Below are 26,139 nucleotides of genomic sequence, written 5' to 3'. Positions count from 1 at the left end.
AAGGCGGGGAGGAGCAGTCCGGCAACGACCTCATCGACTACCGCGCTGGATCGTGGAATGCGGCTCAGTGACGCTGCGCGTAGTTGTGGCCCGCGCATCCGCAGTTCCGCGTCATCACCACCTTGGTGACGTTGCCGCCGACGGAGTAATAGCGGTTGCTCTGCGATCCCGCACTCCAGACCAGGGCTCCGCTCGCGTTGTACATCCACACCGAGTAGGTGGCCTTGCACAGGGTGCCACCGCAGTTCTGGTCGGACCAAAGATTCAGCGTGAACGTGGGGTGACCGTTCGGATAGGTCAGGGTTGTGGTCACGTCCGGGTCGAACGCACCCCAGACATTGTTGAAAGTGCCGGCCGACGTGACGCCTGGACTTGCTGTGGCAACCGCGAAAGCGGCCATGCATCCGACTGCGAACATGCGCGCCCCGGCCATCGATAGCTTTCTAGCTGACATGACGAAACTCCTTGTAGCAGAGAGTAATTAGATATCTGTCGACGTTAGTTCCGGAGCCGGACTTGTTGTATCCATCAATCGGACCACACGTATTGACGACCGAAGCCGTCGTCGGCTGCCCGGGTGATCCCGCACCGCAACGCCGGTGGGGGATTCGGGACCGGGAGGGCTGGGTCGCCACCGGTTGACTAGACTCGGATATTGCGTCGTGGTTGAAAACACAGCCGCGCATGCGCCCTGACGGCGGACTCGGGTGGACTCGCCCCTGTCGCGTCCGGTGCATCGCATCGTCTTGTGCCCACGGTCGCGGAGGGGGTCTGCGCCGGTCGAGGTGAGTCGTGCGTGCGGCGGGGTAGGGCGCGGTGCTCGGTACTGCCAGAAAGGTCGTCTAATGCGTCACAAGGACCAACTGCCCGGTTTCGCGGTCGACATCGTTGCCAAGGGTGAGGCGATCGTCGTGGTCGTCGCCGGGGAAGTCGACATCTACACCGCGCCGCGGATGGCGGAGGCGCTGGAGCAGGCCGTCGCCCGCGCACCTCGACCGCTGGTCGTCGACCTGTCCGCGGTGAAATTTTTCGACTCGTCGGGATTGAACGTGCTGCTGCGTGGCATGCAAGCGACAGCGGAGTTGCGTGTGGTGGCCTCGCCGGTCGTGCGACGGCTGGTCGAAGTCACCGGGTTGACGACTGTGCTGCGGATATTCGACCGCGTCGACGACGCGATCACCGCGACCGGTGACATCAGCGATCATCGGTGAGCGGACGAGGCACGAACGAACGGACGAGGTCAGCGTTGGACGGTGTGCACCAGGGAGTTCCGTCACTCCAGCTCGAGTTCAGCGCGGTGGCCGAGGAGCTGGGCCGGGTGCGCGAGGCGTTGCGGTCGTGGCTGGCACAGGCCGGTGTGGAGCGGCAGTTCGCCTACGATTTGCTGTTGGCGGTGAACGAGGCGTGTTCCAACTCGATCGAGCACGGCCACGGCGGCGACGGCGGGCCGATCTCGCTTCGGGCCGGCGCGGACACGGTGATTCGGGTCGTCGTGTCGGATACCGGGCACTGGCTGGACCGGCCGCCGGACCGGACGACCGACCGCGGCCGCGGTCTCGCGATGATACGCGCGCTGGTGCCCGATACCCGTGTGACGTCCGACGAGTCGGGTACCACGGTCGAATTCGTGGCCCCGCTCGGTGACGCGCCCATCCCGCGCGACACCGATCAGGAAGGTTTCGATCGAGCCGGCCTGCGGTAATCCCACCGGTTCGGGTCGGCCGCGTCGTCATGTCTTTGGAGGAGATTTGCTGGAGGAGTCGGTCGACGTGGCGCATCCGGTCGGGGATCCGTTGCCCGCGCTCGAGTACCGCGCTCGACTGTCGACGGTGCCGTATCCGGCACTGATCGCCGACCCTGCGGGGATCGTCGTGGCCACCAGTCCCGGCGTGCAGGACCTGCCCATCGCACTCGCCACGGGTGCGCGGCTCGAGGACACTGCGCTGCACTGGTTGTCGGACGCGCACAGCGCCCTGTCCGCTGGGACGGCCACGGCGAGCGCGGTGGTGTCGGGGCGGCTGGGTGATGAACCGGTCGAAGCGCACGCCACGCCCCTGTCCGACCGGTCGGTGGTGTGGTGGCTGGTCGAAGACGACGCCCAATCGTTGCGCCGGGCACACGCCGCGCTGCGCGAGGAACGGGAGCGGACCGCGTTTCTCGCCGAGACGTCGGACATGCTGCTGGCGTCGTTGAACGTCGAACGCTGTAGGGAAGCGACGGTGCGGATGGCGGCACGCCATATCGCGGATGCCGCCGTATTGGTGGCCCCGGCCGTCGGCGCTCGACTGCCGATCACCTACTGCTGTTCCGGCGATCGGGTGAGCCACCACACGCTCGAGCAGGATCCGGCCACCGTGGCGGGGCTCAGCGAGGCGCTGCGCGGCTTCCCGCCGGTGCCGTCCCGCTGGATCGACGCGGCCACGTTGCCGAACTGGCTTGTGCCCGAGGGCTTTCCGGGACCGGTCGGCTCGGTCGTGATCACCCCGCTGCCCGGCCACGGGGTGCCCGCGGGCGCGCTGGTGTTGTTGCGTCGCACCGGCGAGCAGGCGTTCAGCGAACGGGACGAGGTGTTCGCGCAGCTGTTCGCCGCGCGGGCCGGCGGCGCGTTGTCCGCTGCCCGGCTCTATGCCGAGCAGGCGAGCATCACCGGTGCGTTGATGCGCGAGTTGCTACCGCCGCGACTACATCGGATGGACGGTATCGAACTGGCCGGCGGCTATCGGGCCGCGGAGAACCACGAGATCATCGGCGGGGATTTCTACGACGTGCATCCGGCGGTGACATCCGACGGCGAAGCGCTCGTCGTGCTGGGCGACGTATGCGGCAAGGGCCTGGAGGCGGCGATTCTCACCGGCAAGATCCGCAACACCCTGCACGCGTTGGTCTCCATGGCCGAGGACCACGAGCGCGTGCTGAATCTGCTCAACAGCGCGCTGTTGTCGTCCGGGCCGACCCGTTTCGCGACGTTGGTGCTGGCGTCGATGCGGCGGGCCGAGGGCGGTGTGCGCCTGCGGTTGACCTGTGGCGGTCACCTGCCCCCGCTGCTCGTGCGACGCGACGGCACGGTGGAAAGTGTTGCGACACAAGGGCAATTGGTCGGCGTTCTGCCCCGGGTCAGCGCGACCACGGTGACGACGGTGCTGGCGCCGGAGGAGACCTGCCTGCTCTATACCGACGGTGTCACCGAGGCGCGCGGTGGCCCATTGGGCGCGGACATGTTCGGCGAGGAACGGCTCGCGGCAGCCCTGTCCGACTGTGCCGGGATGCCTGCCGAGGCCGTCGTCGAGCACATTCGCATGCGCGTGGCCCACTGGGTCGGCCAACGTCAGCACGACGACATCGCGGTCGTCGCGATTACGGCGCCGCGCCACGTCCGCGCCGCCGACGGCGACCGTGTGAGCGCCGCGTGACACTGGACGCTGTGCCGGTCGCCGAACTGCGAGATCGCCTGTGGGACGCCGTTTCCGGACGAGACGAGTACGCGGCCGCGGATCTCGTGCTGGCGGCCGTCGACGCGGGACTGAACCCGGAGCAGGTGCTGCTCGAGGTGATCGCGCCGGTCCAGTTGCGCGTCGGGACCGAATGGGCGGCGAACCGGATCACCGTCGCGCAGGAGCACGCCGCCACCGCGATCAATGATCGCGTCATCGCCGCACTAGCCCATCATCCGGCCAGTAGGCCGACGACGGTGGCGGGTCGCGTCACGATCGCCTGCGTCGACGGCGAATGGCACGCGTTGCCCGCCCGGCTCGTCGCCGAGGTGCTGCGGCTGCGCGGCTGGCAGGTGGATTTCCTCGGCGCGCAGGTGCCCACCCACCACTTGGTCGCCCACCTGCATCAGCACAATCCGGTGGCGGTGGCGCTGTCCTCGTCGCTGCCGACTCGGCTGCCCGCCGCGCACGCCGCCATCACCGCCTGTCAGGCCACCGGCGTGCCGGTGCTGGTGGGTGGGGCGGCGTTCGGGCCGGATGGGCGCTACGCCTGGTTGCTCGGCGCGGACGCCTGGGCGCCGGACGCACCCGCCGCGGCCGATCGCCTTGCTCGCGGGCTGCGGCGTACCGGCAGGGGGACCGCCGTGCTGGCGCACCTGGCCGACCAGGAGTACACGATGGTCGCCCGCAGTGCACCGCAATTGGTCGGGGCGACGGTGGCCGAACTGGAGAACCGGTTTCCGCCCATGCGGTCCTACACCGGCCCGCAACGGGACCGCACCGTCGAGGACATCGCGCACATCGTCGATTTCCTGTCCGCCGGGCTGTACACCGACGACAGTGACCTGTTCCGCGACTTCATCGTGTGGACCGCCGAAATCCTCACCGCTCGTGGTGTTCCCGCGATGTCACTGCGGGCGACCCTCGACGTGCTGACCGGTGCGTTGCAGGACTTTCCCCGCGCACTGCGCCTGCTCGCCGAGGCCAGTGCGGCGTTGCCCGCCGGTGCGGCGAGCGCCGACGATATGATCGCAGCCGCGCCGTCCGCCGGGGTGTGATCCTCGCGGATGCCGTCGATCCCGCGGGTTCCTCGGGAGTGAGGAGCCGATGTGAAAATAGCCACAGAGTTGCTAACATAATCCCACGGGTAGGCGATGCTCGCGTTGTGATCGCCGATCACGGTTGACGAACCGAGGAGGATTTCTGATGAAACGTGCCGCAATGCTGCTCGCCGCCGTGGCGGGCATCTCCGTTCCCGTGGTGTCGATGGCCGGGGGAGCGACCCTGACGCCGACCGCGGCTGCCTATCCGGTCGGCCCCTGGGGTGTGGACGGGTGCAACGGCAAGGCGCCGGACCAATGCCCCTTCAGCCCCTCGGAAGACGGCCTGACCTGGGCCTGGCACGGCGACGCCTGGAATTACGACAAGACCGGCGCGTTCGTCTGCATGTCCTCGCAGTTCTGGTGCCCCCCGGTGATGTCGGTCGTGCGCGCGCTGCCGCCGACCCCGATCGGCTCCTGGATCCACCCGTCCTGACCGACCCGACGGCCGGGCAGTTCGCTGCCCGGCCGTGGCATCCGATTCTTGGTGGCTGATCGACAGAAGGCGGCGGAAATGCAGTTCGGTGTCTCCATCCCCAATTACGGTGCGGCGGTCTCGGGTGAACGACTGGCCGAATGGGCTTCGGGTTGTGAACGTCTCGGCTTCGATCTCGCGATGGTCACCGATCATCTGGCCCAACCTGCCGATGTGCGGCAGGCATATCCGGAGGACTTCTACGAAAGCTTCGCCGCACTGACCTATCTCGCCGCGCTCACGCGAACGATCAGGGTGGGCACGTCGGTCGCGGTGCTGCCGTTGCGGCACCCGCTGCACACCGCTCGGGCCATCGCCACGATCGACCAACTCAGCGGCGGCAGAGTCGTTTTCGGTATCGGCGTCGGTGGCGCCGAACTCGAATACCGGTCGCTGGGAGTCGACTTTCGCCGTCGCGGTGCCATCGCCGACGAATACCTGAACGTCATCACCCAGCTCTGGCGCGGCGAAATCACCGGTTTCGCAGGCGAATTCGTCAGTTTCGACGACGTCTTGGCGACGCCGTCGCCCGCGCAGCGCGGTGGTCCGCCCGTCTGGGTGGGTGGCGCTGCGGCCCCCGCCCTCCGTCGCGCCGTGGACCACGACGGCGTTTGGCACCCCACCTTCCCCACTCTGGCGAGCCTGGACAGTGGCATGCGCACCGCGAATGCGATTGCCGCCGAGCGCGGCAAACGTCCACCCGGCATCGCGCCCAGGATCCGGCTCGCCATTCACGCCGAGCCCGTGCCCGAACCCGACCGCCCGCTGGGCGTGGGCTCGGTCGATCAGATCGCCACCGACCTGCGCGGACTGGCCGACCGCGCGATCACCGCGGTGGTCTTCGACCCGGTGCACCACCCGTTCATGCCGAACGCGCCCGAGTCGCGCACGGTCGCCGAGGACAACCGCGCCTGGGATGCGATCGAACAGCTCGCCGCCGAGATCATCGACACCCGCGCGCACGGCCTCCGACGCTGAGCCTTCGTACGGCGGGTCGGTTCGAGAGATCAGCGTCACAGCGTGAACGGGTCCGAGCAGGACTAACTTGGAATTAAGTGGAGCTAATATCTCCACATTAGCTGAATGCTGTCGCGCGCGTCTGATGAAGGAACTGCTGCCGAGCTTCGCGCGGTGGCTGAAAATGCTTGGCTCGCAGTAAATCGCGTGATCATCGCTCTTCCGCAATTGCTCAGCTCGGCCGTCGCGCAGCTTAGGGTGGCGGTGTCCTGAATTCCGATCGAGAGGAGTCCAGTCGATGCGTATCCTCGCCACTCTGATCGCCGCGGCGATGGTCGCCGGTACCGTCTGTGCCACTACGGCATTCGCCGAGCCGACCGCCGAATTCCCGATCGGTGAACCCGGTTCGGTCAGCAACGATGGTGTGCGAGTCGGGTACTTCGAATACGGTCCCGCCGACGGTCCGGTGGTCGCCACCACCGGCGGCTGGCCGGGTGACTCCAAACTCGCCGCGCCCCTGGCCGCCGCGCTCGCCGAACGAGGCATGCACGTGATCCGGTGGGATATGCGTGGTGCGGGCGCCAGCGACCATCCGACGGGCCCGCACGCCTACTCGATGGAAAACCTGGTGGCCGATTTCGGGGCGGTCATCGACCATGTGGCGCCGCATCGGCCGGTACACATCGTCGGTGAGGGCTGGCCCGCGTTCATCGCGAGCCAATACACCAATGACCATCCCGGCCGCATCGCGTCCATCTCCTCGGTCGGTTTCCCGGCACTTGATCTGGCGGGCAATGCATTACGGCGTGTGCCCCAGGAGAAGCCGCAGCTCATCGGGCAGTGGGCCCAGCAGATGGCGGCGCTCAGCTACCTGGCCGGCATCCAGATCCCCGAACTGCCGGAGCTGGCTGTTCGCACCGGTATTCCGGTGGCCCTACTCGGCATCGTCGCGCAGGCCATGACCGATCCCTCGGCGCAACTCCCGCCCACCGACCCGCGAGACGATGTCGACGGCCTGCAACGCTATCGCCAAGCCAATTGGCCGCACCTCACCCAGCCCGCCTACGACTACATCGATGTCCCTGTCCTGCAGGTCTTTCAGATGGACGACGACTTCCTCGAGACCCCGATCCTGATCGACGGTCTCGCCGAGCGCACCCCGCACCTGGAACTGCATACGCTGCACGGCAACCACTTCAACGCCATGAGTGGTGACAACGGCGTCCAGATCCTCGATGCCGCAACCCGGGTCATCCGCGACACCGAGTGACGGTCTCGTCAGCGGGCGGCGCGCATCCGTTCGATCCGGTCCAGCACGGCTTCGAGGGCGTCGTCGAACTCGGCGGCACTGTGGTCCTGGGAAAGCTTGGGCTGCAAGCGGAACAGGTTCGGGAAGCCGCTCAGTCCGTCGTCGCGGGACCGGTGCAGTTCGGTCGCGGCCGGGCCCTGCGCGGCGACCTGTAGCAGCAGCTGCCCGAGTAGGAAGGTCGTGTACGAGCGGTAGGCGTTGACGGCGGCGTCATCGTCGAAGCCGTACGCCAGCAACGTGTTCAGGAACGTTTCCATCCACCGCAGGCTGCCCAGCGGGGGACGCACCCACGGCGCCTGCGCCGGAGCCGTCGCCGCGAGCGGGAACAGCTCCGGATGGTCCAACGCGACCTGACGCACCCCGTGTGCCAGCCGCACCAGAAAGTCCTGCCACTTGTCCGACGATGACGCGTCGATCAGGCACCTGTCGATCACATCGCCGGTCTCGGTGGCACGCCCGTCGACGGAGCCATGACCGCACATTCGACACAATGTAGCTGGCGGCGTTTACCTTGTAAACTGTGCAGGTCAGAAGCTGGATGGACGCGGGGCCGGGTGTCGTTGCCGTTGCGCAGTTGGGTAGTGGGTGGAGGGTGAAATAGTCTGACCGTTGGTCTTGCTTCAACGCGTGCAGTGAGGGGAAGTCCCGGTGGACGAACATCACGACGATCGCGTAGAGGATTTGGCGACGGTGCCGGACTCTCGCGACTCGGAGTCGAGCGAGCGCGATGAATCGCGGGCACCGTTGAGTCGCCGCCTGATCCTCGAGTTGGCGATCGAGCTCGTCGATCAGGAGGGGTTGCACAAGCTGACCATGCGCCGGCTCGGTGCGGCGTGCGGGGTCGAAGCGATGGCCCTGTATCGATATGTGCACAGCCGTGAGGACTTGCTCAGCGGGATGGTCGACCTGCTCATCGACGACCTGCACGCCGACCAGCTCGCCGCCCGCAGGCAGGAGGACGGCTGGCAGGATTTCCTGGTGCGACTCGCCCATGGGGTACGGCAGATCGCGCTGGATCATCCGGAACTGTTTCCGCTGACCGCGACTCGGCCACCCGAGGCGCCGTGGGTGCGTCCGCCATTGCGGAGCCTGCGGTGGATGGAGACTTTCCTCGATACCTTGCTGTCCTACGGCTTCGATGACGACGCCGCTGTCGGCGCATACCGCTCGTACACGACCTTCCTGCTCGGGCAGCTGTTGCTGGAGGTCGCCGCGCGAGCGCCGATGCCGGGCACTGATCCGGGGCGCTCGCCGGCCGGTTCGCTGGCAGAGTTCCCGCATCTGTTCCGGCTGCAGCCCAAACTTTCCCAGGACCATAGCGCCGCCGAGTTCGAGGAAGCCCTCGAAGCCCTGCTGGACCGGCTCGAACTCACGCTCACCACCGACTGACGCGGGCCCGATACGGGCGAGGATACAATGTAAACTCACCCCGTGACCGACTACGAGCCAGGGATCCCGCCGCCGGAACGAACTGCACGTCCCGCTGGGACCTGGCTGACCACAGCGCGCGAAATGCTCGACGGCGTGGCCGTCGTGCGGGTCGGCGGCGAGATCGACGTGCTGACCGCGCCGAAGTTGGCCACCGCCATCGACGACGCGCAGACCACCGACACGCCGCACGCTCTCATCGTGGATCTGTCGGAAGTGACCTTCATGGCCTCATCGGGACTGACCGTGCTGGCGGCCGGCGCGCAGCCCAATCCGCGTGGCACGCGACTGGTCGTGGTCGCGAGTCATCCCGCGACGTTGCGGCCGATGCAGCTGACCGGCTTGACCGACCTGCTGAGCGTGTATCCGACGGTCGCCGAGGCCCGTGCGGCGCTGCGCACCACGCCTGCCGAACCATCCGAAGACCGGCACACCCAAGCCGAACAGTCCGGCTAGCGGCGAACCAGCACGTCCATCTCGACGACCGTGCCCGAATCTCCCGGGCACACTCGCACGGAATCCATCAGCGCTCGCATCATGGCGATGCCGTGACCGCGAAACGATGCCGGGTCGTCCACCGGTGGTCGCCAGCACCCCGCGTCGCGGACGGTGACCCGTAAGACGTTCCCCTCGATCAGCGCCCGCAGCCGGATGGTCGCGCCATCGCCGCGATGCCCGTGTTCGACGGCGTTGGTGCACGCTTCACCCACCGCGAGCACGACATCCATCTGCTGGTCCGCGGTCATCGCCGACCTGTTCAGCCAATCCCGCAGTGCGTTCCGGACGACGGGCAATTGCGACGCGTCGGCACGGAAGTCGAGGTCGAGCGGATCAGGCGGAGCGCTGGTGCTCGCGCTGCCGGTGGAGTACTGCGGATCCTGGGGACATGGTGAGTGGCGGGCTCGAGTCATCGTGGCTGTACGACCTCCGTCCTTTTCGCGATAGCACTCGCAATACCCGCTTCGTGTGCGCGCAACCCGCTGCGCTGTCGCGTTTTCCGGCACACCGAAAATTCGGATCGGGGTGCATGGCCGCGGATCGAGTGGGTATGGCGGTGGCTATGACGACCAACAGGGCACCTCATGCTCCGGCAGTGCGGTACCTGCCGGTGGTGGCAGCCACGTTCATCCACTGGGTGGGTTATTCGGCCATTGCGGCTTCGGGTTTGAGCGTGGCGGTGGTCCTACCCTTGGGTCTGCTGCGCTGACGGTGCCGTGCGCCGCGGCGAGGTCCGCTGCGGCGCAACCGGTTCGGATGGGGCAATCGACGCCGCGCTCGCGCCATTGGCCGTCGATGGCGAAATAGCCTGGAGGCCAGGCACTTCGGGCATTGCCTTCGGGCTCGTCCGCGTGGGCTTGCGCCTCGCGTCGAAGTCGAGGTCGCGCTTCAGCGCCTGCGCGGCGTGCAGGTACTACCGAACCTGGTCCTGTCGATGTGGCACGGTACTGCCGGACGGCACCGATGAATCCCGGACCGCCGGGTCGTCGTTACGTCTGTACCGAAAGACATGATCGACAGAAGGAATCCTGGCATGACGAAGCCGTTTCGATTCGGGGTTGTGGCACCGCTCATGAGCGAGGTGCCGACGTGGCGAGATCGGGTGCGCCGCATCGCCGACAGCGGCTATTCGACGCTGCTGGTACCCGACTTCCCGTTGACCCAACCCGCGCCCGCCGCCATGCTCGCGACCGCTGCGGCCCTGACCGATCTGCGGGTGGGCCCCTGGGTGTACGCCTCGCCTTTCCGGCCGCCGTGGCTGACCGCCTGGGAAGCGCACTCGCTGTCGGTGCTGACCGAAGGTCGTTTCGAGATGGGCATCGGCACCGGCAGGCCGGGAATCGAGGACGAGCTCCGCGACAAGGGACTGCCCGTCGTACCGCCCACCGAGCGACTGGATCAGATCCGGGAGACCGTGCGGGCGCTGCGCGAACTCGACGGCCCCGGCCTGCACACCCCGGTCGGGATGGCCGTCCTCGGTCCGAAGGCCCGGGCGATGGCCGCCGAGATCGCCGACACGGTCACTTTCGCACTGGGCCCGCAGTCGCGCGCCGAAGTCGAGCGGCTCGCCGGCGATGTGCGCTCCCGCGGGGACGTAGAACTCGCGCTCGCCGTGCCGGTCATCGGCGACGCCGTGGCACCCCACATGGCGCCACCGACCACCGACCCCGCCGCCCTGCGCGCCGCCGACGCCCTGACCGTGCTCCCGGACGACCCGGCCGCCGCCATCGAGGAAATCCAGCGCCGCCGCGAGGAAAACGGCTTCTCCTACTTCATCTTCGGCGCCGACTTCGCCGAACGCTTCGCCCCGGTCGTCGCCGAACTCAGCGGACGGTAGACCCGGCCCCGATAGGTTCCTGCCCAGCGGCCGATTCCGCTGGGCGGTATTCGTCCGGCCCGACGATGGGGGTGCGGAGCACGCCGATCGATTCGATCTCCACTTCGACGTTGTCACCGGGTCGCAGGTACTGCGGCGGGGTCATGGCCATCCCGATGCCTGCCATCGTTCCGGTCGCGATCACGTCGCCGGGGAGCAGGGTCACGGTGTCGCTGATGTAGGCGATCAAGCGCGGAATGCTGTGCAGCAGTTCGGCTGTGTTCGCGTGCTGCCGGAGTGCACCGTTCACCCGGGTGCTGATGTCGAGCCGGTGCGGGTCGCCGATTTCGTCGGCGGTGACCAGGACCGGGCCGATCGGCCCGCTGCGGTCGGCGTTCTTGCCCAGCGTCCATTGGATGGTGTCGGTCTGCTTCCTGCGGGCGGTCAGATCGTTGAAGGCGGTGTACCCGAGAACCGATGCCAGCGCGTTGTCTTCGGTTGCGCACCAGGTGCTTCGGCCGATCACGACCGCCAGTTCGCCCTCCCAGTCGAGACCCTCCTCGTTCGGCGGGACCGGAACGGGGTCGCCGTCGACCACCAGGGTGCTCGGCCAGCGGCCGAAGATCAACGGCAGCGCCGGCTCGGCGACGCCCGCCCGCTCGGCTTCCTCCGCGTGGCAGCGGTAATTGATGCCGGCGCAGAAGATTCGGGCTGTCTTCGGCACAGGCGGTACCGAGCGCAGTTCGGCGAGGAGAAGATCGGGTTCGGTGCCGGTGCTCGCGGCAGCCTCGGGATCGGCATAGTAGTCGTCGATCGGGCCGAGGTCGCGCACTGCCGCTCCGCGGATTTCGCCGATCCGAGGTCCGGTGGGCGATTCGAAGGCGATGAGTTTCATGGGTGGCTTCCTTCGTGAGATAGCTTGTCGGGCTGGAACTCTCGGCCGTGTACCGGGATCAACCGGTAGGTGTCGCCGTCGCGGACGAGGTGACCGCCGGTAGGTGTGCCGAAATGCGTTCCGAGCACGAGGGTCGGCGAGTCGGCGAACCGTTCGAGGAAATTCCGCCTGCTGTCGGCGGCGGCCGTGCTGTCGGTGTCCATCTCCACCGACCAGTCCGGACGCGCGACCTGGAACTGGCAATGCATCAAATCGCCGGTGATGACGGCACTTTCGCCGCCGTCCTCGATGAGGACCGACACGTGACCCGGCGTATGCCCCGCGGTGCTGAGCAGTGAGATGCCGGGAACGACGGTCTGGCCGGGCTCGACCCAGGTGATCAGTCCCGCGTCTGCTATCGGGGCGAGGGAGTCCGCGAAGACGGCGGCACCGTCGACCATGCTGTGGCCGAACTCGGAGTACGCCGCGTGCGCGTGCGGGTCCTGCGCGAAGGCCGCCCAGTGCTCGTATTCCGTACGCACGAAGAAATATCGGGCGTTCGGAAAGGTCGGCTGCCAATCGTCGTTCTCGCGGATCGTGTTCCAGCCGACATGATCGATATGCAGATGGGTCGTGAGGACCCCGTCGACTTCCTCGCGCGGCCACACCCGTTCGAATCTCGCCAGGAAATCGGTGTCGAGATCATCGAAGGCGGGCGCGATGCGCTGCTTGCCGTTACCGATTCCGGTGTCGACCACGATCTTGTGGGTGGGCGTTTGCACCAGCAGCGAGTGGACCATGCCGTTCATCCGGTCGCCGTCGAAATAGGTCGGGCGTAACCAGTCGATTCGTGCTATCTCTGCCCGCGTTGCGGCCGGAAACACCTCGAGCAGGAAATCGACGGGCGTCCAGCCTTGCAGCTCTTCGATTTTCGTGATCGAGATATCGCCGACCTGCCACTGTTCGGTCGTCATGCGGCGACCGTTTCGGCGGTGGCGGTCAACACCGCGCGACCGAGGATATGTCCCGCGATGGTGAAGCCGAGGTAGGCGGGGGTGGCGTCGGCGGGAACGCCGATGGTCTCGATATCGAGGGCGTGCACCACGACGAAGTACCGGTGCACGCCGTGTCCGGCAGGCGGTGCGGCGCCGAGGAAGCGGGCGACGCGGGCGTCGTTCGGCAACTGGAAAGCACCTTCGGGCAGGCCCGAACCGGTGTTGTCGCCCGCGCCCTCCGGGAGTTCGGTGACGGTGGCGGGGATATCGGCCACGGCCCAGTGCCAGAAGCCGGAACCGGTCGGTGCGTCGGGGTCGTACACCGTCACGGCGTAGCTCTTCGTACCGCTCGGGGCACCGCTCCAGCGCAGGTGCGGGGAGACGTCCTTGCCGCCGGGCACGCCGGCGGAGAACTGCTCGGGCGACCACGCGTCGCCGTCGGTGACGGTGGTGCTGGTGACGGTGAAAGCCGCGGCCTCGGGGAGGCGGGCGAAGGGGTTGTTGCTGTTCATGGCGTCTTCCTGGGAGAGCGTCTACGGGCGGGAACACGATCCGCACCCGGGGCTGAAGCACCAGCCATGATCGACAATAGCACTAATAATCGATTATCTGTCCAATAGTCTATGCTCATGGCATGACGCAGACGGACGAATCCACGGCCGCACCGGGGAAGTTGATGCTCTCCGAGCAGGTCTACGCACATCTGCGGGACGCGATCATGCGTGGCGTGTACGCGCCCGGCGCTGCGCTCAAGCCGCAGGATCTGGCCAAGGAACAGGGGGTGAGTCTGGCTGTCGTGCGCGAGGCCCTCGTGCGGGTGGTCGGCGATGGCCTCGCCGACCGGCTGCACAACCGCGGCTTCGCCGTTCCCGCCGCCTCCGACCGGCGCTGGCAGGAGATAGCCGAGGCGCGGCGCACGATCGAGCCGGTCGTGCTCCGAATGTCCATCGCCCGTGGCGATCTCGACTGGGAGGCCCGCGTCCGCGCCGCCCATCACCGCTTGGCTCGCACGCCGCCGTACACGCCGGAAGAACCCGAGCACTACAGCGCGGAATGGGCCGAAGCCCATCGCGCCTTCCATCGGACGCTGCTGGAAGGTTGTGCCAATGCGGTTCTGCTGGAGACTTTCGATCGGATGTGGACCGCGAGTGAGTTGACCCGCCGCTGGTCCGCGCAGCGCAATCCGGACCGGGACGGTGTGGAAGAACACCGCCGCCTGGAAGAGGCGGCGCTGGCCCGCGATGGCGATGCCGCGGCCGAGATCCTGATCCGGCACCTCACGCTGACCGCGACCGGTTTGAACAACCCCGTGTCAGGTAGTGCCTTGGGATAGTGGGCTTTTGCGCCCCGGGCAGACGAAATCCCCTGCAGTGCAGGGGATTTCTGTGAGCGTTCGGCTACCGATCCTGACCCAGGCCCAGGTTGGGGAGCAGCGTGAAGACGCCGGGGGAACCCGGCTCGACCGGCTGCGGCGTCGGTGACGACTTACCGGAGCCGATGACGGTCGTGGTGAAGATCGGTGCCGGGTCCGGATAACACGACACCGGCACGTTCACCGCGAAGGGGCCCGCCTGCGCGTTGACCACCATGGTCAGGCCGGGGTCGGCGTAACTGGTTCCGGCCAGCGTGGTGGTGATCGAACCGGAGTTTCCTGCCGTGACATTCACGGTGAGTGCGGGCAGCGTGAATGTCGAGCCGCCGGGCAGCCGGTCGGTCACCTTGATCGCCGCCTTGCCGCCGCTGGTGTCGATCGTCGCCTTGACGGTGCCGCCGGTCAGCGACGAGGACACATAGGTCGAGTTGGTCGGGAAGGGGGCGACCAGTTTCAGGTCGCGGACGTAATTGATTTTGTATCCGCCCTGATCGGCGGGAATCTGTCCCTGGCCCGCGACAAGGTTGATGGCGACCGCCGAACCGGGCGACGCGGTAGCCGGAGCCGTACCGGTGACCTGCATGGGCATCGTCGATTCCTGCGGCGCGCCGATCGGCGGCTTGGCCTGGCACTTGAAATTGACCGTCACCGGGTCGGCCGCGGCAGGCCCGGCCAATAGTGCCGCGGGTGCCAGCGCCAGCGATACCAGCGCCGAAATAGTGGATACGCGAACAAAATTCGCCGAATATCTGTTCATCGCCGTTCCTCACGATTCTTTCCGGGTGCACGGCCGACCGAGACGCACCGGCCGCGAGATAGCAGACCTCATCCGAAATGTGGATGCTTCTGATTGGTACAACGATTATGTGCACCATGCACAGCCCAGAAGAAGCTGTCGGACTGGGGATTTGACTGGGGAACCGCCGGGGGCGCAGCCAGGCACGTCCGTACCCGGCTCGGAATATGAAGGGGCAGTTGATCATCCAGTCGACAAGTTCGTTACTCGCTTGGGGATCGGGCCCCGAACGGGGTACAACGCACGAAGCGTGCGAGTGGCGGTGTGAAAGTCGCCGGGCACGAACTCCGCGTTTGCTCCGCATTATTCGGCTTGAGCGGTGCTGAGCGAAGAACTAGCGTGTGTTCGCGACCGGCGCGGGTGCGCCGCAAGACTAGGTAGCGGGGCGGGATGTTGGTTCTTCGGCAATTGGCGTTCCTGGTGGCGATGCTGGCAGGCGTGGTGGCGGTACCGGTGGCGCTGATCTCGATCGGTATGGGTATCTACCTGTCGTCGCAGGATCCGAACGCGACGCCGATGTGCGACGAGCGGCCCATGACCCCGAATTCGATCTGCTACACGTACCGCAACGGCGAGCAGGCCGGCGGCACCAGCTATGACCAGGCTGTACGGGCGCAACGCAACAGCCACGAGAGTGGGAAGGGTGCGTTGGGGGTGGGTGCGCTCGCTGTGCTCGTTGGCCTCGTCGCGTTGGCGGTATACCGCAATGGTCCGCCGGACCCGGCTCCCTCCGCCGCACCTGCCCCAGGATTCGCTCCTGCGAAACCCGCTGTGCCGCAGCCGCGGAACGTGGAGGACCGGCTTCGTCGAGCCGCCGAGGGCGGCAATTCCGCCGCGATGAACGATCTCGCTCGACTGCTCCGAGGGCGAGTCGATCGGCGGAGCCGGCCGCTGCGCTGGCTGCGCAGCATCCGCAGCCAGAACGATCTGGACGAAGCCGAACTCTGGCTGCGCCGTGCCGCGGTCGCGGGGCACCCCGAGGCCATGGGTAGTCTCGCCGCTGTGCTGCAACGGGGTGATCAGCTCGACGAAGCCGAAATCTGGTTTCGCCGGGCAATCCAGGCCGGTGAGACGAGCAGGATGTGCAGCCTGGCCGAGTTGCTGGACAAGCTCGGTAAGAGTGCCGAAGCCCAGGAATGGTACCGCAAGGCCGCGCAGACTCCTGAAAAGCCAAGGCCGACAATGGTCAACGCGCCTGTTCGAACGGTCGGCAAGCCTCCGTCGAGTTCAGCGGGCGACTACGCGGTGCTCCTGAAGATGGTGATGGGCAGCCGCGCAACCGCCGAACGCCTGATCGCTTTCGAACAACAGAAGTCCGGTCTGGTCGACAGGGCCTCCCTGATAGCCAGGGCAATCGACCGCCTGCGCGAGGACCGCCGCCGGGGCTGAGTGACGGGCCGTGGCACCCCCTTTTCTTCCTTTGCCAATGGAAACCAGGGCTTGTTCGTGACCTCGGACGATGGTGTCGTGGACGCGGTCAGGTCCTGTGCGGCGCACCGTCTGGTTCGCGTCGAGAGAGCGAGTGTCGGTGGAACACGGTGAGCGGGTGGTGCAGCGCCGAGCGGAGTTGACGGGGGAGTTGCTGGCGTACTTCGGGTCGATGGCGGCTCGGGAGTTGGGTGCGGACGAGGACATCTTCGCGCTCGGACTGGTCAACTCGCTGCGGTCGTTGGAGATCGTGGTCCACGTCGAACAGTCCTACGGGATCACCGTCGAGGTCGAGGATTTAGAGCTCGACAACTTCCGCACGGCCGCACGTGCCGCGGCGTTCGTCGAACGCAAACTGTCCGGGAGCGATCTCTAGTGCTCGACGTCGCGGACCTGGTCGCGGCGGCCGCGACGGATGCGGCCCGCTGGGACCGGGAGGGATTGCCCGACGAGATGATCGCGCTCGCAGCCGGCCGCGGTGTGCTCGGCGCGGACCGGCCCGTGCGCTTCGGCGGCGGCGGTCTCGACGCGCACGAACTCGGCCTGCTCGCCGCCACTCTCGGCCGCGCCTGCACGAGTTTGCGTTCGTTGCTCACCGTGCACGGTATGGTCGCCGCCGCGGTGGACCGCTGGGGGACGGTCGCGCAGCGCGAGCGCTGGCTGCCCCGGCTCGCCGCCGGTACGACGGTGGCCGCGTTGGCCGCTACCGAGGCCGGTGCTGGTACCGATTTAGCCAACGTCGCAACAACTTTCGAAGAAGACGAGCGAGACTGGCTGGTGTCCGGTTCGAAGATGTGGGTGACCTTCGGTCAGGTCGCCGACGTCTTCCTGGTGCTCGGCACCTCGGCGGGCGGTCTGTGCGCGGCCCTCGTCGACCGAGACCGCCCAGGCGTCTCGATCCAACCGGTCGAGGGCGGGCTCGGCCTGCGTGGCGCGCGGCAGGCGCACCTCCGATTCGACCGCGTGCGCATTCCCGCCGCCCAACTGCTCGCGCCGCCGGGATTCGGTCTCTCCCATGTCCTCGGCACCGCCCTGGACCACGGACGATTCACGGTCGGGTGGGGCTGCGTCGGATTGGCGCGAGCCTGTCTGGATGACGCTGCCGCACATGCCAATACCCGCAAGCAGGGTGACACCGCGCTCGCCGAGCACCAGCTGATCCGCGCGACGCTGGGCCGGTGCTCGGCGGAAGTCGAAGGCGCACAAGCGATGTGCGCCCGGGCCGCCACCGCCCGCGCTGCCGGTTCGGCCGACGCGCTCGTCGCCACCATCGCCGCCAAGTACGTGGCGGCCGGCGCCGCGGCGTCGGTGAGCGCACGCGCCGTGCAGGTGCTCGGGGCGGCCGGGTGCGCCCCGGACAGTCGCGCCGGTCGGTTCTATCGCGACGCCAAAGTCATGCAGATCATCGAGGGAGCACAGGAGGTCGCCGAGGTGGCGATGGGTGAGCACGTCTTGCGGGGCGCGCGATGAGGAACGGACCTGTACTACTCGGTCCGGTGGCGGCCTGGTTTCCCGCCGCCACCGCGGCCGTGTCCGGGCTGGCTGAGCTGGATGCGCTGCCGCCTCCGCGCCGGGACCACGCCCTGGCCTTGGGTATCGATACGGTGCGGACGGCAGACGGATGCACGGAGGTCGATCTCGCCGCCGAAGCGGCGCAGGCGGTGCTGGCCGAGTCTGGTCGCAGCGCCGACGAGATCGATGCGTTGCTGCTCGTCACGGGTCGTGCGCCCGAGTATCTGCTGGCGTCGGAGGCGACCCGGCTGCAACACCGTCTCGGTGCGCGGCGCGCATTCACCACGGGCGTCGGTGATCTCGGCTGTGTGTCGGTGTCCGCCGCGCTGTCCATGGCTGCGGCACTGGTGCGCGCCGACCCGCACTGTCGCTCGGTCTTGGTCGTCACCGCCGCCAAAACCCCTACACCCCAGCGCTATCGGCCACCGATGACACTGCTCGGGGACGGCGCGGCAGCCGTCCTCGTCACCGCCGCGGGCCCCGGACGCTGGGAGTTCGTCGACCAGATCGTCCGCAGCGACGGCAAATACGCGGACCTGTTCCGGATCGACTACCGCGACGTCCCGTCGGACGCCTGGACCGAGCAGTGCGCGGACGAACCCACCTATTCGTTCCGGCTCGCGGTGGAGAGCAAGAAGCGACTCGACATGATCATCGCGGAACTGTTGGACCGCAACGGTATTCCCGCGGACGCGGTGGGACCGATCATCATGCAGAACCTGTCGGCGGGCGCCTTCGCTTTCTGGGAGGAGGCGCTGGACCGTCAGGTCGACAAGGCGTGCCGGAGCAACCTCGCGGCCTACGGTCACCTCGGTTCGATGGACATGCTGGTCAATTTGGAAGCCGCGGCCGCTACGCGGGCGATCGGGGAGTACGCGTTGCTGGTGAACAGCAGTCCGGTCGCGGCCTGGAGCGCCGGCCTGGTGCGGAGGGTGTGATGGATTCGACGGTGAAATGCCTGGTCTGGGATCTCGACGACACGGTGTGGCCGGGCGTGGTGCTCGAGTCCGATGGCGGAGCCCCCAAACCTGAAGCGCTGCATGCCATCCGGACGCTGGACGAACGCGGGATCCTGCATGCCGTCGCGAGTCGTGGCGAAACCGACGTCACCACCGCGCATCTGCGATTGCACGGGATCGAGGAGATGTTCACTGCGGTCGAGATCGGCTGGGGCCCGAAGTCGGCTGCGATCCGCCGCATCGCCGAGGCGCTGAACATCGGCCGGGACACGATCGCGTTCGTCGACAACGACCCGGTCGAGCTGGCCGAGGTGGCGGCCGCCTTTCCCGAGGTGCGGTGCTATCCGGCCGACCGCATCGGCGACCTGCCTGGGTTGCCCGAGTTCACGCCGGGCACCACGACTTCCGAAGCGCGGGAGCGCCGTTCGTATTACCGCGCAGAGCGGGCTCGCGAAGAGTCCCGGTCGGACTTCGAGGGCTCGGACGCGGCGTTTCTCGCCTCCCTGAACCTGGTGATGACGGTGCGGGAGGCCACTGAAGACGACCTCGTCCGGGCCAACGAGCTGACTGTGCGCACTCATCAACTCAATACGACGGGCACCACGTTCGACATCGATGAGTTGCGCGCATTGTGTGCCTCGCCCCGGCACGAGGTACTGGTCGCCACGCTGACCGATCGATTCGGCGGCTACGGCACGATCGGGCTCGCGGTCACCGAGCATCGCGGCGACGACGCCGTGCTGCTCCTGCTGCTGATGTCGTGCCGGGTGATGTCGCGTGGCGTCGGGACGGCGCTGATCGGCGAGCTGGTCCGGCGGGCCAGGGCGGCGGGGCGGCGCCCGGCCGCGGAGTTCGTCGCGACGCCGCGCAACCGGATCATGCTGGTATCACTGCGTTTCGCCGGCTTCGAAGTGGTCGAGCACGCCGACCGCATGCTGCTGGCCCACCACTCGCCGTCGGACACCATCAGCGGCACAAGCCATGTCGAGGTGCGGCGATGAGCACGACCGTGGACAGCCGGGCGACCGACCTGCTGAGCGGAATCCTGTCCCAGGTCGAACGGGTGCCCGATCGCACGGCGCTCGTGGTCGGGTCGCGCTCGCTCACCTATCGTGAACTCGACACCGCCACAGCGTCTCTCGCACGCCGGCTGGTGGCCGCCGGCGTGCGGCCGGGCCAGACTGTCATCGTGTACCAGCGGCAGAATCTGGACACCGTCGTCGGCATGATCGCGGCGCTGCGTGCCGCCGCCGCGTGGTGTGTGATCGAACCGGACCGCGGCGAGCAGTCGTTGCAAGCCGTGCTGGCGGCGACGGACTGCGCCGCGGTGCTCATCGACGGGCAAGACCCGCTCACCCCCGCAGACGTCGCCGCCACGCTCACGGCTGCGCCGTCGGCCGGGCCCGCGGTGCTCGACATTGCCGAGGCCGCAGCGACACCCGAGCTGGCGCTGCCCGCTCAGCCGCCCATGCGGGCCCCGGCCTATGTGATCACGACCTCTGGCTCCACCGGTCTGCCGAAGGTCGTCGTCGTCTCGCGCGCGAATCTCGCCACCCTGATCGGCTCGCGGGACTATCCGCACACCGAGGGCGAACTCGTCACTTTCTCGGCGATGCGCCTGATCTGGGACGGGTCGCTCATGGGTTTGGCCTGGGCACTCGCCGTGGGCGGTACGAGCGTGCTGCCCGACGCCAGAACGCTGCCCGACGTCGAAGCGGTCGCCGAACTGGCTGTGCGGCAGCATGTGTCGCATCTGGTCTCGACACCCTCGTTCTACCGGCTGCTGCTGCCTCGGCTGGCGGAACGGAAGGCGACGCTGCGGATCGTGACACTCGGCGGCGAAGTCGTGCCGGCACGACTCGCGCAAGAGCACTATGCGACCCTGCCCGACACTCGGCTGCACAACGAGTACGGTCCCACCGAAGCCACGGTTACCTGTATCTGCCATGTGGTCTCGGACAGCAAGCGCCATATCGTGCCGATCGGCACGCCCACCGCGGGCACGGCGGCCTACCTCGTGGACGGCACGTTGCGACCGGTCCGTTCCGGCGCGCGCGGTGACCTGTATCTCGGCGGCGGACAGGTCACCGACGGTTACGCGGCCCGGCCGGGTCTGACCGCGACCCGTTTCGTGGCCGATCCGTTCGCCGCCGAACCCGGCGCCCGCATGTACCTCACCGGTGATCTCGCGCGGCTGGATGCCCACGGCGACATCGAGTTCCACGGTCGCGCCGACAGCCAGGTGAAGGTGCGCGGCGTCCGGATCGAGCGGGCCGCGGTCGAGACCGTGCTGGAGAATCACCCCGCGGTGCGCGAGGCCGTGGTGCTGGCCGAGAGCGACGCCGACGACGCGGTGTTCCTCGCCGCGTTCTGGGTGCCGGCGGACAGCGCGGCGATCCCGCCGAGCACCGGTGCGTTGACCGCGTACTGCGCCCAGCATCTGGCGCCCGAGTCGGTCCCCGAGCGATTCGTCGCGATCGAGGTGCTGCCCATCGCGCCGGGCAGCAGCAAACTGGACGAGGCCGCCCTGCGCGCCCTGCTGCGCGCGCCGTCGCGGCGGCCCGCACCGTCGCGCGACACCTGGACCGAACTAGAGCGGGCGGTGGGTGCGATCTGGTCCGAAGTTCTGGTGCACGACGAATTCGACCGCGACGAACGGTTTTTGGACGTGGGCGGCAACTCGCACCGGGTGGTGGCGCTGCACGTGCGGCTGGAAGCCCGCTGGCCCGGCGCGATTTCGGTGGGGATGCTGTTCGATCTCGACACCGTGGCCGCGCAGGCGGGCGTGCTCGCAGCGGACCCGGTCCGGCCCGCCGGCCCCTCGGACAGTGCGCCGATGACATTCGAGGTGTAGAGGAAATCGTGACCGCATTCTCCCTTCGTGACGACGACATCGCGATCGTCGGCATCGGCGCCCGCTTCCCGGACGCGCCTGATCTGGCGCGGTTCCGCGCCAACCTCGCGGGCGGGCGCGACTCGATCGGTCCCATGCCGGACGCCAGGGTCGAGGCCACGGCGCTGGACCGCGGCGTCGACTACCTGCCGATGGGCCACCTCACCGACATCCACAGCTTCGATTACGCCTTCTTCGGTCTGTCCAAACGCGAAGCCGCCCTGATGGATCCGCAGCAGCGGATCGCGCTGGAGTTGGCGCATCTGGCGATCGAGGACGCGGGCTATGCGCCGGATACCTTGCGCGAGGCGACATCCGCTGTGGTGTTCAGCGCGCCGATGCCCAGCTACCACGCGATGGCGGTGGACCCGGGGGCGCTGAGCATGCTGGGCAACCTGCCTTTCGCCACCCCCGCCCGGATCGCGCACCTGCTCGGTTTGACCGGCCCGTGCTACGCCATCGAGAGCGGCTGCAATTCCTCGCTCGTCGCCGTCCATCACGCCTGCCGCGAGTTGCGCTGCGGCGAAGCGGAATACGCGCTCGCTGGTGGAGTCAGCGTGCGCGCCGGCGGCACCCCGGTGTGGACCGCGCAGACGATGACCGAGATCGCGTCGCCGAGCGGTCAGGTGCGCGCCTTCGACGCCGACGCCGACGGCACGGTGCCGGGCGAGGGCGGCGCGGCCCTGCTGCTGACCACGCTGGCGCGGGCCCGCGCCGATCGCGCGCCGGTGTACGCCGTCATCCGGGGTAGCGCCGTGTTGCACAACGGCCACTCCGCGGTCACCATCAGCACGCCGAGCGCGGCCGCGCAGGCTCGGGTCATCGAGCGGGCCTGGCGCAACGCGGCGGCTGATCCCGCCGACGCCGGATACGTCGAAGCGCACGGCTCCGCGACCCGGCTCGGCGACGCCGTGGAACTCGAAGGTCTGCGCGCCGCGTTCGCCGGCCGCACCGAACCGCTGCCGATCGGCTCGGTGAAAACCAATATCGGTCACCTCGACCACGCCGCCGGGGTCACAGGTCTGGTCAAGGCGGTGCTGTCCGTCGCGGACGGCGTGTTGTTCCCGTCCCTGCATTTCCACCGTCCCACCGGGGATCTCGACCTGCCGGCCGCCGGTATCGAGGTGCTCACCCGAGGACGGGAGTGGGCGGACACGCGACCGCGCTTGGCGGGGGTCAGCTCGTACAGCCTCGGCGGCGCCAACGCCCATTGCGTTGTCCAGCAGGCACCCGAACCGCCGACGCTCGAGGCAGCAACGCCGCGTCCACGTCTCGTCGGGGTGTCCGCCCGGACGCCGGAGGCGCTCACCGAGTTGTGCCGCGAACTGGCGGAACAGTTTCGGGCAGAGACGGTCGAACTGCCGGATGTCGCTTTCACCCTGGGGCACGGCCGTCGGCACTTCGTGCACCGCATCGCCGTGATCGCGAGCAGCACAGCCGAAGTCGCCGCACAACTCGATTCGCGCGGTCCCGACGTCGCGGCGGATCGGGAACCACTGGTCGCGCCGCGCGTCGCACTGCTGCTCTCGCCCGGGGCGCGACCAGTAGGTCAGGAGACCGCGCCGCTGCCCGGACAGATCCCCGCCGTGGGGGCGGTCGCCGACGTGCTCGCAGGTCAACTCGCAATGCACAATCGGTTGCGGGCGAGCGGTATTCGATTCGCGGCCGTCCTCAGTGGGGGAGCGTCCAAGTTCTTGTCCCGCGCATTGCTCGGATCCACGGCACCCGTCGACTCCGGCGAATTGGCCGCGGCGGCGGACGATCCGGCGGTGGACCGCGCGCGGCTGCTCGCCGCCGCGGAGACGCTGCTGCGCGAGGGTCCGGTCGTCTTCGTCGATCCGAGCACCGACGGCATTCTCGGACGTTTCCTCGCCGCGGATCTGGCGGGCCGGGCTGACGCGCGGATCGTCTTCGGCGCGGCGGAATCGGGTGCGGTCGGGTTGCTCGGCCGCCTCTACGAGCACGGCCTCGATCTCGATTGGGCCGGGGTGAACGGTGGCGACGGCCGCCGCGTGCGCTTGCCCGGACATCCGTTGCACGGCACCAGGTGCTGGGTCGAGCTGCCGTCGTCGGCGCGGCCGATCGCGCCGGAGGTGGTGGCCGTCACGCCCGTCGCGCCTGCGGATCCGACGCTCTGGTTGCGCGAGGTGCTGCGCGAACTGCTGCACACCGAGGCCGAAATCGAGTTGGACGACGACTATTTCGACCTCGGCGGCAACTCGATCATCGCCGTGCAGTTGGTCGAACGGGTCGCCGAGAGCTACGGCTTCCGGCCCAAGCTGCTCGAAGTCTACGAAAAGCCCAGGGTGGCCGATTTCGCCGAGATGCTGCGTGGCCACGCCGATCTCACGGCTGCTGAGACCGGTGCACCTGCCCGCGACGTTCCGCCGATCACGCGTACCGACGAGCTGGTCATGTCGCCGGGGCAGGAGCGCATGTGGTTTCACCACCAGCTCGTGCCGGACACGACCCTGTACAACTACCCGGTGGTCAACGTCCTGCGCGGTGCGTTCGACTTCGCCGCGATCAAGGGCACTTTCGAGGACTTCGCCGCGCGGCACGAACCGCTGCGCTACAACCTCGTGGAGGTCGACGGCCTGCCCGTGGTGCGGGTGCGTTCTTCGCTCGGCGAGTTCTTCCGGACCGCCGACGTGTCCGCAGCGCCCGACCCGGTGGCCGCGGGGCGCGCGCTGATCCGCGAGGCGGCGACCGCACCGTTCGACCTGGCGCATGACCCCCTGGTCCGGGTGCTGGTGGTGACGCTGGCCCCGGAAACCCATGTGCTGCAGGTGACCTGCCATCACTGCGTCACCGATGGGGCCACCCCGGGCATTCTCGCCCGGGAGATTCCGCTGCTCTACGCCGCCCGTCAGGAGGGCCGGGCCGCGGCGCTGGAGCCGCTGCCGGTGCGCTATCGCGACTATGCGCGCTGGCACCGCGACCTTCTCGACTCCGGCGCGCTCGACCACGAACTCGAGTACTGGACGAGCCTGCTGCGCGACGCCCCGAAACTCCAGTTGCCCACCGATTTCCCGCGTCCGAAACGCAAGACCTTCGTCGGCGATCTGGAGCCGTTCACGGTGACGGCCGCCCTGCTCGCGCAGGCCCGCGTGGTCGCCAAACGCGAATCGGTCTCGCTGTTCGTGGTCTTGCTGTCGGCGTTCTACCTGCTGCTGGCGCGGCGCAGCGGGCAGCGCGACCTCGTGGTCGGCACACCGACGACGGGGCGCGCCCGGCGTGAGCTGGAAGGGCTGATCGGCTTCTTCAACAGCACCGTCGCGCTGCGGGCCAACCTGTCTGGGCCCGCGACGCTGGCCGACCTGCTCGGCCGGGTGCGCTCGATCGTGCTCGGTGCCTTGGAGAACCAGGAGATCCCCTTCGAGCGGGTGGTCAACGCGCTCGACGATCAGCGGGATCTGTCGCGCACGCCGCTTTTCGACGTGCTCTATGTGCATCAGGAACTCAGCGGGACCGCCAACCCGCTCGGCACCGGCGAGACGGAGTTCTTCGATCTGGATCACTCGATCCACAATGCGTTCGGCGGACTGCCCTCCGGGACAGCGAAATTCGATCTCAGCCTGATCACCTACGACCGCAGCGACGGCCAGGACATGCTGGCCTGTTTCGAGTACAGCACCGAGCTGTTCACCCAGCGCACGGCCGCGGGTTTCGCGACCACCTACCTGGAGATCCTCACCGAGATCGTCGCATCGGCGCCGGATCGGCCGATCGGCGAACTGGCCGTCGCGCCGGTGCCGTCGGCTGGTGCCGTCACCGAACGTAGTGTGCCACTGGATATCCCGACGGACCGGCCGAGAAGTCAGGCTCCCGTGCGATACACCACGGGCACGGTGCACCAGCCGCTCGATGCCGAACTCGGCGACGAGGTGCTGCTCGCCGCGTGGGTGGCGCTGCTGAGCTGGTACGCGGGCGCCGACCAGGTGCCGGTGGGGTTGGCCACGGGTGTGGCCCGGATCGAGCTGGCCGACGAACCGGACGGCGCCGAGTTGATCGCCCGGACCGCGGCGGCACTGGCGGAACCGACCGCCCCCGCAGGAGATTCGGCGATCCGCTACCGGAATGCCCGTACCGCGGCAACAGAGCTGGCGCTGGACCGCGACGCCGACGGCACCGCACTGGAATTGACCTACGCGAAGGAACTTTTCGATGAATCGACGGTGCGGGAGATGGCCGCGGATCTCGTCCGGCTGGTGCGCGGACTGTTGGCGACCCCGGCGGAACCAGTGCCCGACATCGCCCTGCGCTGCGTCGCGGAAGCCGAGGTGACCCGGTGAG

24 protein-coding genes and 1 pseudogene are annotated in these 26,139 nt (G+C 68.1%); 18 read left to right on the top strand and 7 right to left on the bottom strand.

Annotation, left to right across the window (positions count from 1 at the left end; translation table 11 throughout):
• Positions 1 to 64: 64 nt before the first annotated feature.
• On the bottom strand, positions 65 to 433 hold the full coding sequence (locus O3I_RS23055; RefSeq protein ID WP_014985393.1) for a hypothetical protein: 369 nt from the start codon (positions 431 to 433) through the stop codon (positions 65 to 67).
• Between the two features lie 412 nt (positions 434 to 845).
• Here O3I_RS23055 and O3I_RS23050 point away from each other — a divergent pair, with 412 nt between their 5' ends.
• From O3I_RS23050 to O3I_RS23020, 7 genes are all read left to right on the top strand, one after another.
• Positions 846 to 1,211: an STAS domain-containing protein gene (locus O3I_RS23050; RefSeq protein ID WP_014985392.1), complete on the top strand. Its 366-nt coding sequence runs from the start codon at positions 846 to 848 to the stop codon at positions 1,209 to 1,211.
• A 44-nt stretch (positions 1,212 to 1,255) separates the two neighbouring features.
• Positions 1,256 to 1,702: an ATP-binding protein gene (locus tag O3I_RS23045; protein ID WP_237748390.1), complete on the top strand. Its 447-nt coding sequence runs from the start codon at positions 1,256 to 1,258 to the stop codon at positions 1,700 to 1,702.
• Positions 1,703 to 1,748: 46 nt separating this feature from the next.
• Positions 1,749 to 3,410 (top strand): PP2C family protein-serine/threonine phosphatase, encoded by a 1,662-nt coding sequence (locus tag O3I_RS46100; protein ID WP_014985390.1) that lies wholly within the window; start codon positions 1,749 to 1,751, stop codon positions 3,408 to 3,410.
• Positions 3,407 to 4,489 carry a cobalamin B12-binding domain-containing protein gene (locus O3I_RS46095; protein WP_014985389.1) on the top strand — a complete coding sequence of 361 codons (1,083 nt, stop codon included), beginning with the start codon at positions 3,407 to 3,409 and terminating at the stop codon, positions 4,487 to 4,489. Before O3I_RS46100 ends, O3I_RS46095 begins: the two co-directional genes overlap by 4 nt.
• A 148-nt stretch (positions 4,490 to 4,637) precedes the next feature.
• On the top strand, positions 4,638 to 4,967 hold the full coding sequence (locus tag O3I_RS23030) for a hypothetical protein (protein ID WP_141692044.1): 330 nt from the start codon (positions 4,638 to 4,640) through the stop codon (positions 4,965 to 4,967).
• Positions 4,968 to 5,045: 78 nt separating this feature from the next.
• Positions 5,046 to 5,984 (top strand): TIGR03619 family F420-dependent LLM class oxidoreductase, encoded by a 939-nt coding sequence (locus O3I_RS23025; protein ID WP_014985387.1) that lies wholly within the window; start codon positions 5,046 to 5,048, stop codon positions 5,982 to 5,984.
• A 277-nt stretch (positions 5,985 to 6,261) separates the two neighbouring features.
• Positions 6,262 to 7,233: an alpha/beta fold hydrolase gene (locus tag O3I_RS23020; protein ID WP_014985386.1), complete on the top strand. Its 972-nt coding sequence runs from the start codon at positions 6,262 to 6,264 to the stop codon at positions 7,231 to 7,233.
• Positions 7,234 to 7,241: 8 nt separating this feature from the next.
• Here O3I_RS23020 and O3I_RS23015 read toward each other — a convergent pair.
• A pseudogene (locus tag O3I_RS23015) lies at positions 7,242 to 7,670 on the bottom strand (TetR/AcrR family transcriptional regulator C-terminal domain-containing protein); the annotation flags it as partial.
• A gap of 250 nt (positions 7,671 to 7,920) precedes the next feature.
• Here O3I_RS23015 and O3I_RS23010 point away from each other — a divergent pair.
• Positions 7,921 to 8,661: a TetR/AcrR family transcriptional regulator gene (locus O3I_RS23010; RefSeq protein ID WP_014985384.1), complete on the top strand. Its 741-nt coding sequence runs from the start codon at positions 7,921 to 7,923 to the stop codon at positions 8,659 to 8,661.
• A 42-nt stretch (positions 8,662 to 8,703) separates the two neighbouring features.
• Positions 8,704 to 9,156, top strand: a complete 453-nt coding sequence (locus tag O3I_RS23005) for an STAS domain-containing protein (protein WP_014985383.1) — start codon at positions 8,704 to 8,706, stop codon at positions 9,154 to 9,156.
• On the opposite strand, the gene O3I_RS23000 is transcribed toward O3I_RS23005, so the two are convergent.
• On the bottom strand, positions 9,153 to 9,611 hold the full coding sequence (locus tag O3I_RS23000) for an ATP-binding protein (RefSeq protein ID WP_014985382.1): 459 nt from the start codon (positions 9,609 to 9,611) through the stop codon (positions 9,153 to 9,155). The genes O3I_RS23005 and O3I_RS23000 overlap by 4 nt on opposite strands.
• 620 nt (positions 9,612 to 10,231) lie before the next feature.
• Between O3I_RS23000 and O3I_RS22995 the strand changes: the two genes are divergently transcribed.
• Entirely contained in the window at positions 10,232 to 11,035 is an 804-nt protein-coding gene (locus O3I_RS22995; RefSeq protein ID WP_014985381.1) for an LLM class flavin-dependent oxidoreductase, read from the top strand.
• Here O3I_RS22995 and O3I_RS22990 read toward each other — a convergent pair.
• Genes O3I_RS22990 through O3I_RS22980 form a run of 3 tightly spaced genes read right to left on the bottom strand, consistent with a single transcriptional unit; the run spans position 11,022 to position 13,395 of the window.
• A complete protein-coding gene (locus O3I_RS22990) occupies positions 11,022 to 11,909 on the bottom strand; it encodes a fumarylacetoacetate hydrolase family protein (protein ID WP_014985380.1) in 888 nt (295 codons plus the stop codon). The two genes, O3I_RS22995 and O3I_RS22990, sit on opposite strands and share 14 nt — an antisense overlap.
• The gene (locus tag O3I_RS22985) at positions 11,906 to 12,862 is read right to left on the bottom strand and encodes an MBL fold metallo-hydrolase (RefSeq protein ID WP_014985379.1); all 957 of its coding nucleotides are present in this window, start codon (positions 12,860 to 12,862) and stop codon (positions 11,906 to 11,908) included. Before O3I_RS22985 ends, O3I_RS22990 begins: the two co-directional genes overlap by 4 nt.
• A complete protein-coding gene (locus tag O3I_RS22980) occupies positions 12,859 to 13,395 on the bottom strand; it encodes a YbhB/YbcL family Raf kinase inhibitor-like protein (protein WP_014985378.1) in 537 nt (178 codons plus the stop codon). The genes O3I_RS22985 and O3I_RS22980 overlap by 4 nt, the downstream gene beginning before the upstream one ends.
• Before the next feature lie 122 nt (positions 13,396 to 13,517).
• Here O3I_RS22980 and O3I_RS22975 point away from each other — a divergent pair, with 122 nt between their 5' ends.
• Entirely contained in the window at positions 13,518 to 14,216 is a 699-nt protein-coding gene (locus O3I_RS22975; protein WP_014985377.1) for a GntR family transcriptional regulator, read from the top strand.
• A 64-nt stretch (positions 14,217 to 14,280) separates the two neighbouring features.
• On the opposite strand, the gene O3I_RS22970 is transcribed toward O3I_RS22975, so the two are convergent.
• Positions 14,281 to 15,012, bottom strand: coding sequence for a cyclase (locus O3I_RS22970; RefSeq protein WP_014985376.1), 732 nt, complete (start codon positions 15,010 to 15,012; stop codon positions 14,281 to 14,283).
• Positions 15,013 to 15,459: 447 nt separating this feature from the next.
• Between O3I_RS22970 and O3I_RS22965 the strand changes: the two genes are divergently transcribed.
• The 7 genes from O3I_RS22965 to O3I_RS22935 all read left to right on the top strand — a co-directional run bounded on the left by O3I_RS22965 (position 15,460) and on the right by O3I_RS22935 (position 26,138).
• Entirely contained in the window at positions 15,460 to 16,440 is a 981-nt protein-coding gene (locus O3I_RS22965; RefSeq protein WP_041562790.1) for a tetratricopeptide repeat protein, read from the top strand.
• Positions 16,441 to 16,579: 139 nt separating this feature from the next.
• Positions 16,580 to 16,855 (top strand): acyl carrier protein, encoded by a 276-nt coding sequence (locus O3I_RS46090; protein ID WP_237748115.1) that lies wholly within the window; start codon positions 16,580 to 16,582, stop codon positions 16,853 to 16,855.
• Complete coding sequence (locus O3I_RS22955; RefSeq protein WP_014985373.1) at positions 16,855 to 17,949, top strand: acyl-CoA dehydrogenase family protein; 1,095 nt, start codon at positions 16,855 to 16,857, stop codon at positions 17,947 to 17,949. The genes O3I_RS46090 and O3I_RS22955 overlap by 1 nt, the downstream gene beginning before the upstream one ends.
• On the top strand, positions 17,946 to 18,929 hold the full coding sequence (locus O3I_RS22950; RefSeq protein WP_041562789.1) for a 3-oxoacyl-ACP synthase: 984 nt from the start codon (positions 17,946 to 17,948) through the stop codon (positions 18,927 to 18,929). The genes O3I_RS22955 and O3I_RS22950 overlap by 4 nt, the downstream gene beginning before the upstream one ends.
• On the top strand, positions 18,929 to 19,951 hold the full coding sequence (locus O3I_RS22945; protein WP_014985371.1) for an HAD-IIIC family phosphatase: 1,023 nt from the start codon (positions 18,929 to 18,931) through the stop codon (positions 19,949 to 19,951). The genes O3I_RS22950 and O3I_RS22945 overlap by 1 nt, the downstream gene beginning before the upstream one ends.
• Positions 19,948 to 21,804 carry a non-ribosomal peptide synthetase gene (locus tag O3I_RS22940; protein WP_014985370.1) on the top strand — a complete coding sequence of 619 codons (1,857 nt, stop codon included), beginning with the start codon at positions 19,948 to 19,950 and terminating at the stop codon, positions 21,802 to 21,804. The genes O3I_RS22945 and O3I_RS22940 overlap by 4 nt, the downstream gene beginning before the upstream one ends.
• A gap of 8 nt (positions 21,805 to 21,812) precedes the next feature.
• Positions 21,813 to 26,138 carry a condensation domain-containing protein gene (locus O3I_RS22935; protein ID WP_014985369.1) on the top strand — a complete coding sequence of 1,442 codons (4,326 nt, stop codon included), beginning with the start codon at positions 21,813 to 21,815 and terminating at the stop codon, positions 26,136 to 26,138.
• Position 26,139 lies beyond the last annotated feature (1 nt).

This window comes from Nocardia brasiliensis ATCC 700358, from assembly GCF_000250675.2.
Taxonomy (GTDB): Bacteria; Actinomycetota; Actinomycetes; order Mycobacteriales; family Mycobacteriaceae; genus Nocardia; species Nocardia brasiliensis_B.
The sequence above is the reverse complement of the archived record's forward strand: the minus strand, read 5'-3'. Positions and strand labels throughout refer to the sequence as shown.